The following is a 17,914-nucleotide window of genomic DNA, read 5'->3' on the forward strand; positions in this document are numbered from 1 at the left end:
GCGCGTCAGGGTATCCGGCCGCCGGAGATGACCTCGAGTTCGACGAAGTCGCGCGAATCGACGCGGAGAATGTCGCGGCCGGCCTCGTAGTACCGCCAGCTACCGTCCACGGGCGGCAGGCCGCGGCGGTCGACGTCGATGATCATGTTGCTGCGATAGACCGGGAACGCATCGCCGACCGCATAGGCCCGCGTTTGTTCGCCCGGGTCCACGGCAAGGCACTTTGCACCCGTTCCTTCAATGGTGCAGGTCGCCAGGGCCGGGGTGGCGGCGACAACCACCGCCGCGCAGAGCAGGGATCGTGTCGTGGTGACAGCAAGCATCGGAACCTCCTCCTCCTCCTTCCTCCCAGAACGCGGGGGAAGGGCGGGAAGTTCCCGTTGGTTCTCAACTCTTCTTCATCGGGCACGTGCTGAGCCCGAGAATGGTGTAGGCCGGGCAGGACCCCATCAGTCCAGTCACCAGCGGGAGGATGCCGATCAGGTAGGCCCAGCGATAGGCCGCGTCGGCATTGAGGAAGAACCCGGCCAGAAGGGCGAGGCCGAGAACGATGCGCAGTACGCGGTCGATGCCGCCGACATTGGTCTTGAACATAGGGTACTCCGTTTCCCGCCGCCCCCGAGTTGTTCGGGGGCCTATGGCGCCAAGATGCCGCGATGTGCCCGCCCTGTCTGTGACCATGTCACAGAGGTGCGGCGTTTCGGACCTCGGTCGGGCTGTTCGCCGGGCCTCAGTCCTGGACGGCGGCCAGCCGGGAAAGGCCGTTGCGGTCCCGAATCCTGACCGCGCCGCGCTCCGTCGCCACAAGCCCCGACCGCGCCAGCGCGTCGAGCCTGCGCGAGACGACCTCGCGGGCCGAGCCGATGGCGGTTGCAAGTTCCTGATGGGTCGCGCGCACCACCTCGCCCTCGGCCCGGTCGAGAAGGGCGGCGGCGAGCCGGCTCTCGACCCTCTGGAAGGCGACGCGCTCAAGAAGGTGCAGCATCCCCTGCATCCTGACCGCGAACGCTGAAAAGACGAAGGCGCGGAATGCCGGCGAGCCTTCCATCAGCGACAGGAATTCGTCCTTCGGGATCAGCACGGCGCGCACATCGGTCGCCGTCACCGCCTCGCCGGAATAGTCCTCGCCGCCGAGCAGTCCGAGCGTCGTCTGCACGCAGGAGCCGCCCGGCTCGACCGCGTAAAGAAGGATGTCGCGCCCCGACGGGCCGGTGAGGAAAACATCGATCCGGCCGGTGAGGACGATGACGAAGCCCTTCGCCGCCTCGCCAGGATGAAAGAGCGCCGTGCCGCGCGGAAGCGAAATCGGCGACAGCCGCTCCAGCCGCGACCTCGCACCGGAATCGAGCCGTTCGAACCCGGTCGCCTCCTCGACCCAGCCCGTCATCGCGATCTTTCGTGGGGTCGGGTCAGGGGCTCTGTCCTTCAGTCGAGAAGCGCGGAGACGGCCCTTATGACGTCGAGCACTTTGTAGGTTTCCTCGCTGACGCGCAGAATCTGCCCGTCCACCACGTAGTAGCGTTCGCCGGGGCGCAGCGGGGCAAGCCCGTAGCGGTCGGGATAGCGGATCAGGTGGTAGTCGTAGTCGTGGATGCTGTCGCCGTGCCGGATCCGGTCGTGATGTTCGTAACGGTATTTCTTTGCCTGGCCGGGCGGCACGCAAGGCACGGCCTTTTTGGCCAGACCCGGAGGACAGCCGCGCTGGTCAGCCGCGGCGGGCAGGCCGGACAGCATGACGGTCGCGGCGAGAACCGGAAGGGCGAGGCGGCCAAGGCGGATAGGCATGCGAATCTCCATTGCTTCTGCAGTGGGGTAACATGCCCACGGCCGAAGGGTTCCCCACAGGGACGTGATCGGCGGAATTCAGCCGCGATGGCGCTTTTCGAAACGCGGCAGCATGGCCGAGAAATCCATGCCCTTTCCACCTTCGGTCTCGACGAAGGTTTCGTAGAGGAGCGCCGCGAGTTTGCCCATCGGCGTGTCCGCATCCGCCGCCTCCGCCGCCTGCTGCGAGAGCCGCAGGTCCTTCAGCATCAGTTCCGCGGCGAAGCCCGGCTTGTAGTCGTTGTCGGCCGGCGATTTCGGCCCGACGCCGGGGGCAGGGCAGTAGGCGTTCATCGTCCACGAATAGCCTGAGGAGGTCGAGACCACGTCGAACATCTTCTGCCGGTCGAGGCCGAGCTTGTCGGCCAGCGCAAAGGCCTCGCAGGTGGCGATCATAGTGACGCCGAGGATCATGTTGTTGCAGATCTTCGCCGCCTGACCGGCACCGGATCCGCCGCAATGCACGGCTTTCTGGCCCATGACCTCGAAAAGCGGTTTGACGATGGCGAAGGCCGCGTCCGTGCCGCCGGCCATGAAGGTGAGCGTTCCCGCAGCCGCCCCGCCGACGCCACCCGAGACCGGCGCATCGACGGCGAGGATGCCCGCCTTCGTGGCCTGATCCGCCACCGCGCGGGCACTTTCGACATCCACCGTGGAGCAGTCGCAGAGCACCGCACCCGGCTTCATCGCCGGGATCACGTCGTCGGCGACCGCGCGCAGGATCGCGCCGTTCGGCAGCATGGTGATGACGACGTCGGCGTCCTTCGCAGCACCGGCGGCGCTGATCGCACCGTGGACGCCGTCGGGCATCGGCGCGTGCAGGTCGTGGCCCCAGACCTCGTGCCCAGCGGCGACGAGGTTCTTCGCCATCGGGGCGCCCATGTTGCCCAAACCGATGAAACCGATCTTCATTTGCCTTCCTCCTCGAATGTCAGTGCGTCCGGCCCGAGCGGCATCAGCATCTTCGATACGTCCACGGCCGGCACCGCCTCCGGTCCGGCGTGGCGCCATTTCGGGTTGCGGTCCTTGTCGATGATCGCGGCGCGGATGCCCTCGATGAAATCGGCATGTTCCATCGCACGATAGGTGAAACGGTACTCCATCTCCAGCGCGCGGCGCATCGTCGGAGCGGGCCGCAATCGGTGCAGCATCTCGACGGTGCAGGCGGCCGAAAGCGGCGCGGCGCGGCCGAGCGCCTTCAGCGCCTCCGTCGCAAAGGGGCTTTCGGCATGTTTCAGGGCGCGCACGATATCGCCGAGCGTCTCGCCGGCGAAATGCGCGTCGATCTCCGCTCGGAGCGTGGCAAGCCGGCCGTCGGGTGGTTCGGTTGCCGCCGCAAGCACCACGGCGGCGTCGCCGGTCTCGACAAGCCGCACCTTCAGCGCGTCCCATTCCGCCTCGGCGATGAAATGGTCGGCAAATCCGACAAGGATGGCGTCCGCAGGCCCCATGCGCGCGCCGGTCGTACCGAGATATTCGCCCAGCCGCCCCGGTGCCAACGCCAAGAGGAACGATCCCCCGACGTCCGGCACGAGGCCAATTCCGCATTCCGGCATCGCGATCTGCGACGACTCGCCGACGATCCTGTGGCTACCATGACATCCGACGCCGACGCCGCCGCCCATGGTGAAGCCCTGAAGGAAGCTGACGACCGGTTTGGGGTAGTCAGCGATCCGTGCGTTCATGCGGTATTCGTCGAACCAGAACGTCCGGCCGTAGGAATAGTCGCCGCGCGTGCCGGTCGCATACATCTCGGCGATGTCGCCACCGGCTGAAAACGCGCGGTCGCCGGCCGCGTCGATCAAGATCAGCGCGACCTCGTCATCCTCGCGCCAAACCTTCAGGGCGGCGTCGATGGCGACGCACATCTCGTAAGTGATCGCGTTCAGCGCCTTCGACCGGTTGAGGGTGATCCGCCCGGCGCGGCCTTCCTTTCTGATCGCGATGTCGTCCATCAGCCGCGCTCGGCAAGAAGGGTGCGGGCGATGATCAACCGCATGATTTCGTTCGTGCCTTCAAGGATCTGGTGCACCCTGAGATCGCGAACGATCTTCTCGATCCCGTAGTCGGCGAGATAACCATAGCCGCCATGCAACTGCAGGCACTGGTTGGCGACGTCGAAGGCATTGTCCGTCACCAGCATCTTCGCCATCGCGCAGAACTTCGACGCATCCGGCGCCTTGTTGTCGAGCTTCCATGCCGCCTGGCGCAGGAACGTGCGCGCCGATTGGAGCTTCACCTCAAGCTCGGCCAACCGGAATTGCAGGGCCTGGAACTGGTCGATGGTCTTCCCGAACGCCTTGCGTTCACCCATATAGGCGAGAGTCGCGTCGAGGGCCGCCTGCGCCCCGCCGAGGGCCGATGCGGCGATGTTCAGCCGTCCGCCGTCCAGCCCAGCCATCGCGTAGACGAAGCCCTTGCCCTCTTCGCCGATCATATTTTCCGAGGGGACCATGCAATCGTCGAACTGCACTTGGGCGGTCGGCTGCGCGCGCCAGCCCATCTTGTCCTCGAGCCCGCCGAAGGACAGGCCCTTGGTGCCGTCCTCGACGATCACGGTCGAAATCCCCTTGGGTCCGTCCTCGCCGGTCCGCACCATCGTTACATAGATGTCCGAATAGCCGCCGCCCGAGATGAAGGCCTTGGCGCCATTGATCTTCCAGCCCTCGTTCGTCCGCTCGGCGCGGGTGCGCAAGGCGGCGGCGTCCGACCCCGATCCCGGCTCGGTCAGACAGTAGGAGAAGATCTTCGTCATCGAGGTCAGCGCGGGAAGCCAGCGCGCCTTCGTCTCGGCGCTGCCGAACTTGTCGATCATGCCGCCGCACATGTTGTGGATCGACAGGAACGACCCGACGGCGGGACAGGCCATCGCGAGCGCCTCGAACACCAGGGTCGCGTCGAGGCGCGTCAGGCCGGAACCGCCGTAGTCCTCGCTGACATAGATGCCGCCGAGGCCGAGTTCCGCGACTTTCGGCCAGAGATCCTTCGGGATCGTGCCGACCGCTTCCCAGTCCCGGGCATGGGGCGCGATGTGGTCCGCGCCGAACGCCTTGGCCATATCGAAGATGGCCTGTTGTTCCTCACTCAGCGCAAAGTCCATGTCCCCTCCCGCGCGTGGTGCCGTGGCGAATTGAACGCGTGTTAAATTCCAACTGTTGCAAGAGTTTTGCAAGGCCTAAACGGGGCGAAGCCGTTTCTGCCGGTCGTTGATTCGGTCCGATTCAGGACGGCCGATGACTGCTTCATGTGGCTACAAGGTGGAAACTGTTCCAGTCCTTCAACGGTAAAGAAACCGAAAATGGAAACAAGCGCTTGCGGGAATACACGCAGGGCGGGAGTCGCCTAAATCTTCTTGCAAACGGGACAATTGTGGGAGATTCTGATTTTGTGTGGGTAGTACATTGGGTAGTACTCAGGGGCTTGGGTAAAAAAATGACGTTCTCCTTCAGGGCTGCGGCGCTGTCTGTAGTTATGGCTGTGTCCGCTTTTGCCGCTGACGCGGCGACCTACAATTTTGGCGGTGTGACGAACACCTCCTCCACCAACACCACCACCGGTCAAAACCAGCTCAGCGTCGATGTGATCGACAGCGGGTCTGGCACGGTGTCGTTCACCTTCAACAATTCCGGGCCGCTGGCCTCGTCGATCACTGATGTTTACTGGGACGATCAGGCCGGGCTGCTCCGGAGCATGGGTTCCATCACCGGGTCGACAGGTGTTTCCTATTCTCCGCTGGCGAAGCCGGGCAATCTGCCGGGTGGTCAGACGATCGGCTTCTCGGTCAGCCCGACAGGCGCGTCCGCGGACAGCACGGCGCCCGTTCAGCCGAACGGCGTCAATCCCGGCGAGTGGCTGACAATCGTGTGGTCGCTGATCAGCGGCACCACTTACAGCGACGTGCTGGCGGCTCTCGACCTCGGCGGCGACCAGGCCGGATCCCTCAGGATCGGCATCCATGTCCAGGGTTTCGCCAATGGCGGCTCGGAAAGCTTCGTCAACACGCCAGCGCCGGTTCCCGTGCCTGCGGCGGGCGTCTTGATGATTGGTGCGCTCGGTGCGATGGGCGTGCTCCGCCGTCGCCGCAAGGCCTGACCGGGCCTTCCGGACCCTGCGAGAAACAAGAAGGGAGGGCGACGCCCTCCCTTTTACTTTGGCCATACCCTGAATTGCGGGTCCAGATTTCCGTCAGAGGTCGGCGTGAAATTCCTCGATGAGATGCAGGGCCACGGCGCGCATTGCCGCCGTTTCGTCCGCTTCGGCTTCCAGCGCCTCGATCCGCACGGCGCGCTGACGGTCAGAACTGGTGCCGGTCGCGGTAATCTGGCGCAGCGCCTCGATCTCGGCCGAACAGCCAAGCGCGTCGGCGTCCTCGGTCACGAGGTCGATCATCTCGTCGAGGAGCGTCGCGAAATCAGTGACCTCCAGCCGGCCGAAATCGATCAGACCGCCATTGATGCCGTAGCGCTGCGCCCGCCAGCGGTTTTCGCCGATGAGGAAATTGTCGTAAAGCCGCCAGCGCCGGTTCGCACGCGTCAGGCGCCAGAGCATCCGTGTCAGACATTGCGTCATCGCCGCCAGCGACAGGGCGGTCTCCAGCCGGGGCGAGACGTCGCAGATCCGGCTCTCGATCGTCGGGAAGCGGGCCGATGGCCGCAGATCCCACCAGATCTTCGTCGAATCCTCGATCAGCCCCATCTTCACCAGCGCCGCGACCGCCCGCTCGAATTCCGCCCAGCTCGAGAATTTCGGCGGCAGGCCGGTGCGGGGCAGGTTGTCGAAGACCGTGAGCCGGTAGCTCGCGAGCCCGGTATCGTCGCCCTGCCAGAAGGGGGACGAGGACGACATCGCCAGAAGATGCGGCAGGAAGTAGCTGAGCTGGTTGACGAGGTCGATCCGCATGTCCTCGGACGGGATGCCGACATGGACATGCATGCCGCAGATCAGCAACCGACGGGCAACGCCGCCGAGATCGCGCCTGAGGTCGTTGTAGCGCTCCTTGTCGGTGTGGTGCTGGTCCTTCCAGTCGGAAAACGGGTGGCAGGACGCCGCGATGGGCGCCAGCCCGTACTCGGCGGCATGGCGCGAGACGCAGGACCGCAGGCGTCGCAGATCGTCGCGCGCCGCGCCGATATCCTTGCAGACGCGGGTTCCGATCTCGATCTGGCATTGCAGGAATTCCGGGCTGACCTGGCCTTCCATCTCGGTCCGGCAGGCCTGCATCAACGCCTCCGGTGCGACGGCGAGCGCGAGGCTGTCGCGGTCGACGAGAAGGTATTCCTCCTCGACACCCAAGGTGAATTCCGGCTCGATCATTGCGCCGCCTCCCCACGGTTTCCGGCAGTTGAGCAGAGGCCGCGGCGCGGGGCAAGCGCGGGGGCTTGCGCGGCCCCTTGCCGTGGGTGATGCGCCGGGCGTTTCGGCAGGCATGACCGCTATGTCGTCCTTGCGCCCGAAGATCTGGGCAGGGCGCCCGCCCTGCCGAAACTCCGCGCTTCAGCCTGACGGTCGCAAGGAAAAAGGGCGGCCCGAGGGCCGCCCTTCGTTCACTGTCCGTGCGATCAGTCCATCGCCTTGAAGTTGAACTCGCCGCCTTCCTTGATGCCCGACGGCCAGCGCGCGGTCACGGTCTTGGTGCGTGTATAGAACTTGAACGAATCGGGGCCATGCTGGTTCAGGTCGCCGAACATCGACTTCTTCCAGCCGCCGAACGTGTGATAGGCCAGCGGCACCGGGATCGGCACGTTGACGCCGACCATGCCGATATTGATCCGGTGGGCGAAGTCGCGCGCCGTGTCCCCGTCACGGGTGAAGATCGCGGTGCCATTGCCGTATTCGTGATCCATGGCAAGGCCGATGGCTTCCTCATAGGTCTTGGCGCGCACCACCGACAGGACCGGGCCGAAGATCTCGGTCTTATAGATGTCCATGTCGCGCGTCACCCGGTCGAACAGGTGCGGGCCGACGAAGAAGCCGTTCTCGTAGCCCTGAAGCGAGAAGTCTCGGTTGTCCACCACGAGTTCCGCGCCCTCTTCGACGCCCCTGTTGATGAGGCCGAGGATGCGTTCCTTCGCCTCGCGGGTGACGACCGGGCCGAAGTCCACGTTGTCGCCGTCGGTATAGGGGGCGACGCGCAGTTTCTCGATCCGCGGAACCAGCTTCTCGATCAGCTGGTCGGCGGTCTTCTCGCCGACCGGCACCGCGACCGAAATCGCCATGCAGCGTTCGCCCGCCGCACCGTAGCCCGCGCCGACGAGCGCGTCCGCGGCCTGGTCCATGTCGGCATCCGGCATGACGATCATGTGGTTCTTGGCGCCGCCGAAGCACTGGGCGCGCTTGCCGTTCGCCGTGGCGCGGGAATAGATGTAGTGCGCGATGGGGGTGGAGCCGACGAAGGACACGCCCTGGATCGTCTCGCTGTCAAGCAGCGTGTCGACCGCCTCCTTGTCGCCGTTCACCACCTGGAACACGCCCTTTGGCAGCCCGGCCTCGACGAACAGTTCGGCCAGCATCAGCGGCACCGAGGGATCGCGCTCGGACGGTTTCAGGACGACCGAGTTGCCGCAGGCGAGCGCCGGGGCGACGTGCCAGAGGGGCATCATCGCCGGGAAGTTGAACGGCATGATCGCGGCCACGACGCCCAGCGGTTGGCGCATCGAGTAGATGTCAATGCCGGGGCCGGCGCCGTCGGTGTACTCGCCTTTCAGCATTTGCGGCGCGGCGATGCAGTATTCGATCACTTCGAGGCCACGCTGAAGGTCGCCCTTGGCGTCCGGCAGGGTCTTGCCGTGCTCGCGCGACAGCGCCTCCGCCAGCTTGTCCATGTCGCGGTTGATGAGGCCGACCATGGCCATCATGACGCGTGCCCGGCGTTGGGGATTCGTCGCGCCCCAGGCGGGCTGGGCGGCGGCGGCGTTGGCGATGGCCGCCTCGGTCTCGGACTTCGATGCCATCGGGCATTTCGCCTGCACTTCACCCGTGGCCGGGTTGAACACGTCCGCAAAGCGGCCCGACGTGCCCTTCGCATGTTCGCCGTTGATCCAGTGGCTCAATTCTTTCATGGAAACCTCCCGTAACTTCCCTGGCACAATAGTCTTGCATAATTGCGGTGAAAAGGGGCAGTTTCCCAAAAGGGTTTTGCAATTTCGCAAAGGTAGATGCATGGCCGATTGGGATGATCTGAGGGTTTTCCTTGCCGTCGCGCGGTCCGAAAGCCTGTCCGGGGCCGGGCGGGTGCTGAAGCTCGATCCTGCCACGGTGGGGCGGCGGATCGGCAAGCTGGAAGAGGCGATGGCGCTCAGGCTCTTCGCCCGGTCGCCGCAGGGATACACGCTGACGGCGGAGGGGCAGCGCCTTCTCGCCCATGCCATTCGCGCCGAGCAGGCGGTGACCGAGGCGATGGACGAGGCGGGCGGAGGCAGCGGCCTGACCGGTCAGATCAGGATCGGCGCGCCGGACGGCAGCGCCAACTACCTTCTGCCGCAGGTCGTGTCGCAGATCTGCGACGATCATCCCGGCCTCGACGTCCAGATCGTCGCCCAGCCCCGCGTCTTCAACCTGTCAAAGCGCGAGGCCGACATGGCGATCGCGGTCAGCCGCCCCGCGTCGGGGCGGCTCACGGTCCAGAAACTGACGGATTACAGGCTCCACCTTGCCGCCTCGCGCGACTATCTGGACAGGCACCCGCCGATCACGACACGCGCCGATCTGAAACACCACCGGACGATCGGGTATATCTCAGACCTGATCTTCGACAAGGAACTCGACTACCAGACAGAGGCCGGAATGGAGGCCGTGACACTTGCGTCGAACTCCATCTCGGTCCAGTTCAACTGGGTCCGGAATGGCGCCGGGATTGCCGTCGTCCACGATTTCGCCATGTCCGCCGCGCCGGGTCTCGTGAAGGTGTTGCCCGATCAGGTGTCGCTGACGCGGTCCTTCTATCTCATCCGCCATCCGGACGACCGCCGGGTTGATCGTCTGAACCGCTTCGCGGAGTTGCTGGTGCAGGGCGTGCGCCGCGAAGTGGCGCGGCTTGAAGCCTTGGCTTGACAGAAGGGGGGGAAGGAACGACCCTGCGTAAAAGGCCCGCGTCATCAGGAGGTTGCCATGCAGGTGCATCAAATTCTGCGCTCCAGACCGAAGTCCGACGTCATCACTGTGGCGCCGGGATCGAGCATCGCGGATGCCGCGAGACTCTTGGCGGAGCGGAGGATCGGTGCGGTCGTCGTCACGAAAGACGGCAAGACACCGCTCGGCATCCTTTCGGAGCGCGACATCGTGCGCGACCTCGGCCGCCGCGGTGCGGTCTGCATGGCCGAGACGGTCGATGCGCTGATGACGCGCAACCTGATTTCCTGCGCGCCGAGTGACTCGGCCGACTCCGTGCTGGAGAAGATGACGGCCGGACGGTTCCGTCACATGCCGGTGATGGACGGGGCGGAGATGGTCGGTATCATCTCCATCGGCGACGTCGTTGCCGCGCGTATCTCCGAACTCGCGATGGAGAAGAATGCGCTTGAAGGCATGATCATGGGCAACTGAGCCCTTCGCCGCGCCGCGGCAGGAAGGGCTTGCAATCGCGCGCGCAATATTGTTGCGTGGCCGCGCATGTCTCAGATCGAAAGGGCAGGACCCATGCGCATCGGCCTTTATCCAGGCACTTTCGATCCGATCACGCTCGGACATACCGATATCATTCAACGGGCAATGGCGCTTGTCGATCGGCTGGTGATCGGCGTGGCGATCAACCGGGACAAGGGACCGCTTTTTTCGCTGGAGGAGCGTGTGGCGATGGTCGAGGCGGAATGTGCCGGCATCGTGGCGAAGACCGGGGGGGAGATCGTCGTCCATCCGTTCGAGAACCTGTTGATCGACTGCGCGCGCGACGTCGGCGCGTCGGTGATCGTGCGCGGGCTGAGGGCAGTCGCGGATTTCGAATACGAGTTCCAGATGGTCGGCATGAACAGGGCGATGGACGCGTCGATCGAAACCGTCTTCCTGATGGCCGACGCGAGGCGGCAGGCGATCGCGTCCAAACTGGTGAAAGAGATCGCGCGCCTGGGCGGCGATGTGTCGAAGTTCGTCACCCCGTCGGTCAGGGAAGCGCTCGTGGAGCGGTTCGAGAACCTCCAGCGACGTTAGTTAGTTTCGCACGACAACTCGGGCCATGCACATCAGCTGATGGCGCGGTTGGTTCCAACCCTTGATCTCGATGTCGAACCCGGTTTGGGCGGTCGCTCCTGTCGGTTCACCCGCGAAAATCGCGATCTGGATTTTCAGATCAATTTTCCCATTGCGACGGCGGTATCTGCCATACGGTTGGAGAAGCCCCATTCGTTGTCGTACCAGGCGAGGATGCGGCACATGCGGCCGTCCATGACCTTGGTCTGGTCCATGTGGAAGATCGACGAATGCGGGTCGTGGTTGAAATCGGAGGAGACGTTGGGCCGGTCGGTATAGCCGAGGATGCCCTTGAGGCGCCCGTCGGCGGCGGTGCGGATCGCGGCGTTGATCTCCTCGACGCTGGTATCGCGCGCGGCCTCGAAGACGAGGTCGACGACCGAGACGTTGGGCGTCGGCACCCGGATCGCGACGCCGTCGAGCTTGCCGTTGAGTTCCGGCAGCACGAGGCCCACCGCCTTCGCCGCCCCGGTCGAGGTCGGGATCATCGACAAGGCCGCCGCGCGGGCGCGGTAGAGGTCCTTGTGCATCGTGTCGAGCGTCGGCTGGTCGCCGGTATAGGAATGGATCGTGGTCATGAAGCCCTTGGCGATGCCCACCGACTCGTTGAGGACGGACGCCACCGGCGAGAGGCAGTTGGTGGTGCAGGAGGCGTTCGAGACGATGAGGTCGCCCTTCGTCAGCGTCTTGTGGTTGACGCCGTAGACGATGGTCTTGTCGGCGCCCTTCGAGGGCGCCGAGACGAGGACACGGCTGGCGCCGTTCTCAAGGTGGATCGCCGCCTTGTCGCGGTCGGTGAAGATGCCGGTGCATTCCATCACGACGTCGATATGGGCCCAGGGCAGTTCGGCGGGGTTGCGGATCGCGGTCACCTCGATGGGCCCGCGGCCGACATCGATCGTGGTCTCGGTCGTCGTGACCTCGGCCGGGAAGCGGCCGTGGACGCTGTCGAAGCGCAGGAGATGGGCGTTGGTCTCCACCGGGCCGAGATCGTTGATCGCCACGACCTCGATATCCTTGCGCCCCGACTCGACGATCGCCCTCAGGACGTTCCGCCCGATCCGCCCGAACCCGTTGATCGCTACCTTCACCGTCATCGCAATCCTCCTCAGTCGAAGCGGTTCGTTTTTCGTTACCGCTAACATCAAATTCCGTCGCAGGCGTCAACCGCAGAGTAGCGGTGTCACCGCCAGAAGGCGAGGAATTCGATGAAGTCGACGAATTTGCGCCCGAGGAAGACGGGCGCGCCGAGGCTCAGCCAGACATGATCGGCAAGAAAGAACGCGGCGATCAGGACGACGAGCGTCAGGGCGATCCGGTTGGTCATGGGCGGGGGCGGGGCCCCGAAGCTCCTTATTGCAGGAGCCGCCCCATCGCGCCGGCCACATCGGCCATCCGGCAGGAGAAGCCCCATTCGTTGTCGTACCAGGCAAGCACACGCACCGTACGCTTGCCCACGACCTTGGTCTGGTCCGGCGCGAAGATCGAGGAATAGGGTGTGTGGTTGAAGTCGATCGAGACCTTGGGTTCCGGATCATAGGCGAGGACCATGCCCATGTATCCTGCCGCGGCTTCCCTTACCACTTCGTTGACATCGGCCACGGTCACGTCGCGCGCCGCCTGGAAGGTCAGGTCCACCGCCGAGACGTTCGGCGTCGGCACCCGCATCGCGGTGCCGTCGAGCTTGCCCGAAAGTTCCGGCAGCACGTCGCCCAGCGCCTTAGCGGCCCCGGTCGAGGTCGGGATCATCGCCATCGCGGCGGCGCGGGCGCGGTAGAGGTCCTTGTGCCGACGGTCCAGTGTCGGCTGGTCGCCGGTGTAGCTGTGGATCGTGGTCATGATCCCGGATTCGATGCCGATCTTGTCGTTCAGCACCTTGGCGAGCGGCGCAAGGCAGTTCGTCGTGCAGGAGCCGTTCGACACGACGAGGTGGTCGGCCTTCAATTCCCGATGATTGACGCCGTAGACCACGGTCTTGTCAGCGTTCTTCGCCGGTGCCGAGACGAGAACCCGCTTGGCCCCGCGACCCAGATGCACCGCAGCCTTGGCGCGATCATTGAACTTGCCCGTGCATTCGAGGACGACGTCGACACCGTCCCAGTCGAGTTCGTCGGGATTGTAGGTCGACATGACCTCGATCGGACCGCGACCGAGGTCGAGCGTGTTGCCCGCGACCTTGACCGGCCCGCCGAAACGGCCATGCACGCTGTCGTACTTGAGGAGGTGGGCATTCGTCTCGATCGGCCCGGTGGCGTTGATCTTGACGACCTGGACATCGTTGCGCGCGGCTTCCGCGATGTGTGCCAGCGTGCAGCGCCCGATCCGGCCGAAGCCGTTGATGCCGATGGTGACGGTCATGTTCTGGTCTCCTGTTCCGGGCGCGTGAAAGGTGCCGGTCCGCGCGTGTCCCGGTTCCCATACCAAAGAGTAAGAGGCGGGAAAACCCGCCATTTCAATATGTTAGCGAAAACGTCGTGATGTTAGCGAAAACACTTCGGACAATGGGGCGAAGACGACACAACTGTGGCGGCAAGAGCCATCGGCTTGCCTCTTCCGGGTGATGGGCTAGGGTGCCGTCACGCAATGGACGTGGACGGATCATGAGTGGACTTCTTGCCCTTCTCGACGACGTGGCGGCGATTGCCAAGGTTGCGGCGGCGAGCGTCGATGACGTGGCCGGCATGGCGGCAAAGGCCGGCACCAAGGCGGCAGGTGTCGTCATCGATGATGCCGCCGTAACGCCGAAATATGTCCACGGCTTCGAAGGGAAACGCGAGCTACCGATCATCTGGAAGATCACCAAGGGCTCCCTCTTCAACAAGCTGGTGGTCCTGCTGCCTGCGGCGATGCTGATGAACGCCTTCGCGCCGTGGCTGATTACGCCTTTGCTGATGCTCGGGGGGGCATATCTTTCATTCGAAGGGGCGGAGAAGATCTTTCACCGACTCTTTCCCCATGCCGATCACGAGGTCGAGGAGGATATGGATGTCGGCGATCCGGTTCATCTCGAAGAAGCGCGGGTAAGGGGCGCGATCAAGACCGATTTCATCCTTTCGGCCGAAATCATGACCATCACGCTCGCCGCGATCCCCGAAGGCGCGTTCTGGATGGAGGCGGTGACGCTGGCGCTGGTCGCCGTGGCGATCACGGCGGCGGTCTATGGATCAGTCGCGCTCATCGTGAAGATGGACGATATCGGGCTCTTCATGGCGGCGACGGCGCGGACCGGGTTCGGCCGCAGCCTCGGCACCGGGCTTGTGAAGGGGATGCCGAAGTTGATGGTGTTTCTCTCGACTGTCGGCACCGCCGCGATGCTCTGGGTCGGCGGCTCGATCATCATCCACGGGCTCGACGTGCTGGGCTGGCCGGTCCTCTACGACACGATCCATCGCTGGGCAGAGGCGGTCGCGCACGGCGTATCGGAAGGATTGGCGGGCCTTGCGGCCTGGGCGACATCCGCGCTCAGCTACGGCATCTTCGGGCTCGCCTTCGGCATGATCCTGATCCCGCTTGTGACGCGGGTGATCGGGCCGGTCTGGTCCGTCCTCACAGGCGGCAGCAAGCCGGCGGCGCACTGACGACTGTCATTGGGCTCGGCGCCCAATCCCGATCGTCCCGGCCTGATTCACCAACGTCCTCGAAGTCGGCTTCCCTGCGCTCGCGCCGAAGGCGGTCGCCGGACTGGACAGCCATGTCCTGCCCGGCGCGATGAAGAACCTTCGCGGCGCCCTCAGCACGGAGGCCGGAAGCCCGCCCGGCGTGCCGTGCCCCCGGTCAGAGACGTGCCTTGACCGCGGCCACGACGGCCTCGGCGGTGATGCCGAATTCGGGATAGAGGCGTTCCGCCGGGGCCGAGGCGCCGAAGCTGCCCATGCCGACGAACGCCGCCTTCGCCTCGCGTCCGCGCTCCCCGAGAAGCCAGCGATCCCAGGGCTGGCGCACCGCCGCCTCGATGGCGACGCGCACGGGGCCGGCGGGAAGGATGCGCTTGCGATAGGCCTCGGCTTGGGAAGCGAAAAGCTCCATACAAGGAACGGAGACGACGCGGGTGCCGATGCCCTCGGCCTCCAGAAGGTCGCGCGCCTTCAGCGCGATCTCGACCTCGGAGCCGGTCGCCATCAGGATCGCCTGCCGCTTCGCGCCGGCCTCGCGCAGGATGTAGGCGCCCTGGGCGGTAAGGTTCTTCGCGGTATGCAGGGTCCGCACGGTCGGCAGGTTCTGCCGCGACAGTGCGAGGACGGACGGCGTCTTTTCCGATGTCAGCGCCAGTTCCCACGCTTCGGCCGTCTCGATCAGGTCGGCAGGGCGGAAAGTCCAGGTGTTGGGCGTGGCGCGGCAGATGGCGAGGTGTTCGACCGGCTGGTGGGTCGGGCCATCCTCACCCAGACCGATGGAGTCGTGCGTCATCACATAGACCGTGGGCACGCCCATCAGCGCGGACAACCGCATCGCGCCGCGGGCATAGTCGGTGAAGCACAGGAACGTGCCGCCATAGGGACGAACGCCGCCATGCAGCACCATGCCGTTCATCGCCGCCGCCATGCCATGCTCGCGGATACCGTAATGGACGTAGCGGCCATTGCGGTTTTCCGGGTTGAAGATGCCGAGATCGCCGGTCTTGGTGTTGTTCGATCCCGTCAGGTCGGCCGAGCCGCCGATGGTTTCCGGCATCACCGGGTTGATGACTTCCAGCACGTGCTCCGAAGCCTTCCGGGTCGCCACCTTGGGCTGGAGTTCGGAATTCTGCTTTTTCAGCGCGCGGATGGTCGAGGCGAGCTTTTTCGGCGCACCGCCGGACATCTGCCTTTCGAACTCGGCGCGTTTCTGCGCCGAAAGCGCGGCCAGCCGTGCGTCCCACTCGGCGCGGGCCGTTGCACCCCGCGCGCTGATCTTTTCCCAGGCGGATTTCACGTCTTTCGGGATGTCGAAGGGCCCGTGGTTCCAGCCGTAGATCTCTTTGGTGGCCTTGATCTCGTCTGGGCCGAGCGGCGAGCCGTGGGCGCCGGCGCTGTCCTGCTTCTTCGGGCTGCCGAAGCCGATATGGGTCTTGCAGTCGACAAGGACCGGCCGGTCGGAGGCCTTGGCCTCGGTCAGGGCGCGGTCGATATCGGCCGGGTCATGGCCGTCGCAGTGCAACACGGTCCAGCCGGCCGCCGCGAAGCGGGCGCGCTGGTCGGTCACGTCGGAAAGGCTGATCTTGCCGTCGATGGAGATGTTGTTGTTGTCCCAGAGCACGATGAGCTTCGAAAGCTTCTGCATTCCGGCAAGCCCGATCGCCTCGTGGCTGATCCCCTCCATCAGGCAGCCGTCGCCGGCAATGACCCAGGTGTAGTGATCGACGACCTTCTTGCCGAACCGGGCGCGCATGCTCTCTTCGGCCATCGCGAAGCCGACGGCGTTGGAAATGCCCTGGCCGAGCGGGCCGGTCGTGGTCTCGACACCCGCAACGTGACCGTATTCCGGGTGACCGGCGGTGATCGCGCCCCACTGACGGAAGTTCTTCACCTGATCGAGCGTCATGTCCTTGTACCCGGTCAGGTAAAGGAGCGCGTAGACCAGCATCGAGCCGTGACCGGCCGAGAGGATGAAGCGGTCGCGGTCGGCCCATTTCGGGGCGGCGGCGTCGAACTTCAGGTGCTTTTCAAAGAGGACCGTGGCCACATCGGCCATGCCCATGGGCATCCCCGGATGGCCGGAATTCGCCGCCTGGACGGCGTCCATTGCGAGCGCGCGGATGGCGCAGGCCTTCATCCAGTGATCGGCATGCTTTTCGCGAAGGGTGGCGATGTCCACGGGGGCAATCCTTCTGTTTGGGGAAGCGAAGTCGCGGGCTTGATAGCAGGCTCGCGGGCGAGATCAAGCGCGCCCTCTAAGACCCTGATGCGAAAGGGGGAGAAATCGGCGCCGGCTTTGGTCTAAACTTGGCATCGGTGGGGGCCGGTCCGATTCGCCGACAAGGCATGCGCGTCCAAAGCCCCGGTAAGTCGAGAAACGTGACCGAGTGAAACGTCAGGGGGCCTGAGGAAATGAGCGACATAACCGAGCTGGAACGCCGGATTTCGGCGGCCTTGGGGCGGATTGGCGCGGGGTTGGACCTGCTTGACCAGGGCGCTGGAGCGGCGCCGGTCGCAAGCACCGACGATAACGAGCTGGCCAGCATGCGCGAGGCGCTCGACGCCGAACGGACGGCGAATGCGCAACTGACCGAGCGCGTGCGCGCGATCAGGGAAAAGCAGGAAACAATGGTCGAGGCGCTGGAAAAGAAGGTCGGCCGCCTGACCGAGCAACTCAACGCGACGGGGCTGGAACTTCAGCGGCAGAAGGAGCTGAACACCGAACTGACCGAGGCGAATCGCGCGCTGAGCGAAGCCGCACAGGAAGGGGTGGCGGAGCCGCACCTGATCAACCGCACCATGATGACCGAGCTTGAAGCGCTCCGTGCGGCCCGCGCGGCGCAGGTGGCGGAGATGGAGGAGATCCTGTCCGAACTCAAACCCCTGATCGGTGAGGTGGCCTGATGCCGGACGTCACGATTTCCATCGGCGGGCGCGATTTCGACGTGGCCTGTCAGGACGGCGAGGAGCATTTCCTGCGCGCCGCCGCCAAGATGCTCGACAACGAGGCGACGGTACTCGTTGGCCAGATCGGCCGGATGCCGGAGGCGCGGATGCTGTTGATGGCGGGGCTGATGCTGGCCGACAAGGCGGCGGGGCTCGAGGACCAGCTGCGGGCGGCCGAGGAACGCGCGGTCGTGGCCGAGCGGGTGGCCGCGAATGCGCGCGCCAATCCCGAGCGCATCGAGGTGCCGGTGATCCCCGATATCGTCACCGAGACCTTCGCCGAGATCGCGGCCCGGGCCGAGGCGCTTGCCGCCCGCGTCGACGAGCGGCTTCAGTAGGATCGCGCCTTC

20 protein-coding genes are annotated in these 17,914 nt (G+C 65.1%); 7 read left to right on the forward strand and 13 right to left on the reverse strand.

Going from position 1 to position 17,914, the window contains the following annotated elements:
- Window positions 1–5 precede the first annotated feature (5 nt).
- The 7 genes from V5734_RS09450 to V5734_RS09480 form a co-directional block, all read right to left on the reverse strand.
- Entirely contained in the window at window positions 6–323 is a 318-nt protein-coding gene (locus V5734_RS09450) for a hypothetical protein (protein ID WP_347313247.1), read from the reverse strand.
- A gap of 64 nt (window positions 324–387) precedes the next feature.
- Window positions 388–594 carry a YgaP family membrane protein gene (locus V5734_RS09455; RefSeq protein WP_347313248.1) on the reverse strand — a complete coding sequence of 69 codons (207 nt, stop codon included), beginning with the start codon at window positions 592–594 and terminating at the stop codon, window positions 388–390.
- Between the two features lie 136 nt (window positions 595–730).
- Window positions 731–1,387, reverse strand: a complete 657-nt coding sequence (locus V5734_RS09460) for a Crp/Fnr family transcriptional regulator (protein WP_347313249.1) — start codon at window positions 1,385–1,387, stop codon at window positions 731–733.
- Window positions 1,388–1,425: 38 nt separating this feature from the next.
- Window positions 1,426–1,785, reverse strand: coding sequence for an excinuclease ABC subunit A (locus V5734_RS09465; protein WP_347313250.1), 360 nt, complete (start codon window positions 1,783–1,785; stop codon window positions 1,426–1,428).
- 78 nt (window positions 1,786–1,863) lie between these two features.
- Complete coding sequence (mmsB, locus tag V5734_RS09470) at window positions 1,864–2,736, reverse strand: 3-hydroxyisobutyrate dehydrogenase (protein WP_347313251.1); 873 nt, start codon at window positions 2,734–2,736, stop codon at window positions 1,864–1,866.
- Window positions 2,733–3,779 (reverse strand): enoyl-CoA hydratase/isomerase family protein, encoded by a 1,047-nt coding sequence (locus tag V5734_RS09475; RefSeq protein ID WP_347313252.1) that lies wholly within the window; start codon window positions 3,777–3,779, stop codon window positions 2,733–2,735. The genes mmsB and V5734_RS09475 overlap by 4 nt, the downstream gene beginning before the upstream one ends.
- Window positions 3,779–4,924, reverse strand: a complete 1,146-nt coding sequence (locus V5734_RS09480) for an acyl-CoA dehydrogenase family protein (protein WP_347313253.1) — start codon at window positions 4,922–4,924, stop codon at window positions 3,779–3,781. Before V5734_RS09480 ends, V5734_RS09475 begins: the two co-directional genes overlap by 1 nt.
- A 332-nt stretch (window positions 4,925–5,256) precedes the next feature.
- Between V5734_RS09480 and V5734_RS09485 the strand changes: the two genes are divergently transcribed.
- Entirely contained in the window at window positions 5,257–5,916 is a 660-nt protein-coding gene (locus V5734_RS09485; RefSeq protein WP_347313254.1) for a VPLPA-CTERM sorting domain-containing protein, read from the forward strand.
- Window positions 5,917–6,009: 93 nt separating this feature from the next.
- Here V5734_RS09485 and V5734_RS09490 read toward each other — a convergent pair whose 3' ends face one another.
- Together V5734_RS09490 and V5734_RS09495 are read right to left on the reverse strand one after the other, a co-directional pair.
- Window positions 6,010–7,137, reverse strand: coding sequence for a carboxylate-amine ligase (locus V5734_RS09490; protein ID WP_347313255.1), 1,128 nt, complete (start codon window positions 7,135–7,137; stop codon window positions 6,010–6,012).
- Between the two features lie 245 nt (window positions 7,138–7,382).
- Complete coding sequence (locus V5734_RS09495; protein WP_347313256.1) at window positions 7,383–8,882, reverse strand: CoA-acylating methylmalonate-semialdehyde dehydrogenase; 1,500 nt, start codon at window positions 8,880–8,882, stop codon at window positions 7,383–7,385.
- 100 nt (window positions 8,883–8,982) lie between these two features.
- Here V5734_RS09495 and V5734_RS09500 point away from each other — a divergent pair, with 100 nt between their 5' ends.
- The 3 genes from V5734_RS09500 to coaD all read left to right on the forward strand — a co-directional run bounded on the left by V5734_RS09500 (window position 8,983) and on the right by coaD (window position 10,965).
- Complete coding sequence (locus tag V5734_RS09500) at window positions 8,983–9,873, forward strand: LysR family transcriptional regulator (RefSeq protein ID WP_347313257.1); 891 nt, start codon at window positions 8,983–8,985, stop codon at window positions 9,871–9,873.
- A gap of 57 nt (window positions 9,874–9,930) precedes the next feature.
- Entirely contained in the window at window positions 9,931–10,365 is a 435-nt protein-coding gene (locus V5734_RS09505; RefSeq protein ID WP_347313258.1) for a CBS domain-containing protein, read from the forward strand.
- Window positions 10,366–10,458: 93 nt separating this feature from the next.
- Window positions 10,459–10,965, forward strand: a complete 507-nt coding sequence (coaD, locus tag V5734_RS09510; protein ID WP_347313259.1) for a pantetheine-phosphate adenylyltransferase — start codon at window positions 10,459–10,461, stop codon at window positions 10,963–10,965.
- A gap of 134 nt (window positions 10,966–11,099) precedes the next feature.
- Here coaD and gap (V5734_RS09515) read toward each other — a convergent pair whose 3' ends face one another.
- The 3 genes from gap (V5734_RS09515) to gap (V5734_RS09525) form a co-directional block, all read right to left on the reverse strand.
- The gene (gene gap, locus V5734_RS09515) at window positions 11,100–12,101 is read right to left on the reverse strand and encodes a type I glyceraldehyde-3-phosphate dehydrogenase (protein ID WP_347312253.1); all 1,002 of its coding nucleotides are present in this window, start codon (window positions 12,099–12,101) and stop codon (window positions 11,100–11,102) included.
- Between the two features lie 86 nt (window positions 12,102–12,187).
- On the reverse strand, window positions 12,188–12,331 hold the full coding sequence (locus V5734_RS09520) for a hypothetical protein (RefSeq protein ID WP_347313260.1): 144 nt from the start codon (window positions 12,329–12,331) through the stop codon (window positions 12,188–12,190).
- Window positions 12,332–12,357: 26 nt separating this feature from the next.
- Window positions 12,358–13,362 carry a type I glyceraldehyde-3-phosphate dehydrogenase gene (gene gap, locus V5734_RS09525; protein ID WP_347313261.1) on the reverse strand — a complete coding sequence of 335 codons (1,005 nt, stop codon included), beginning with the start codon at window positions 13,360–13,362 and terminating at the stop codon, window positions 12,358–12,360.
- A gap of 242 nt (window positions 13,363–13,604) precedes the next feature.
- Here gap (V5734_RS09525) and V5734_RS09530 point away from each other — a divergent pair, with 242 nt between their 5' ends.
- Complete coding sequence (locus V5734_RS09530; protein ID WP_347313262.1) at window positions 13,605–14,582, forward strand: DUF808 domain-containing protein; 978 nt, start codon at window positions 13,605–13,607, stop codon at window positions 14,580–14,582.
- A 196-nt stretch (window positions 14,583–14,778) separates the two neighbouring features.
- Here the strand turns inward: V5734_RS09530 and tkt are convergent, their stop codons facing one another.
- Entirely contained in the window at window positions 14,779–16,797 is a 2,019-nt protein-coding gene (gene tkt, locus V5734_RS09535) for a transketolase (RefSeq protein ID WP_347313263.1), read from the reverse strand.
- 233 nt (window positions 16,798–17,030) lie between these two features.
- On the opposite strand from tkt, the gene V5734_RS09540 reads away from it, so the two are divergent.
- On the forward strand, window positions 17,031–17,522 hold the full coding sequence (locus tag V5734_RS09540; RefSeq protein ID WP_347313264.1) for a hypothetical protein: 492 nt from the start codon (window positions 17,031–17,033) through the stop codon (window positions 17,520–17,522).
- The gene (locus tag V5734_RS09545) at window positions 17,522–17,902 is read left to right on the forward strand and encodes a cell division protein ZapA (RefSeq protein WP_347313265.1); all 381 of its coding nucleotides are present in this window, start codon (window positions 17,522–17,524) and stop codon (window positions 17,900–17,902) included. Before V5734_RS09540 ends, V5734_RS09545 begins: the two co-directional genes overlap by 1 nt.
- Window positions 17,903–17,914 lie beyond the last annotated feature (12 nt).

This window comes from Defluviimonas sp. SAOS-178_SWC (genome assembly GCF_039830135.1).
Taxonomy (GTDB): domain Bacteria; phylum Pseudomonadota; class Alphaproteobacteria; order Rhodobacterales; family Rhodobacteraceae; genus Albidovulum.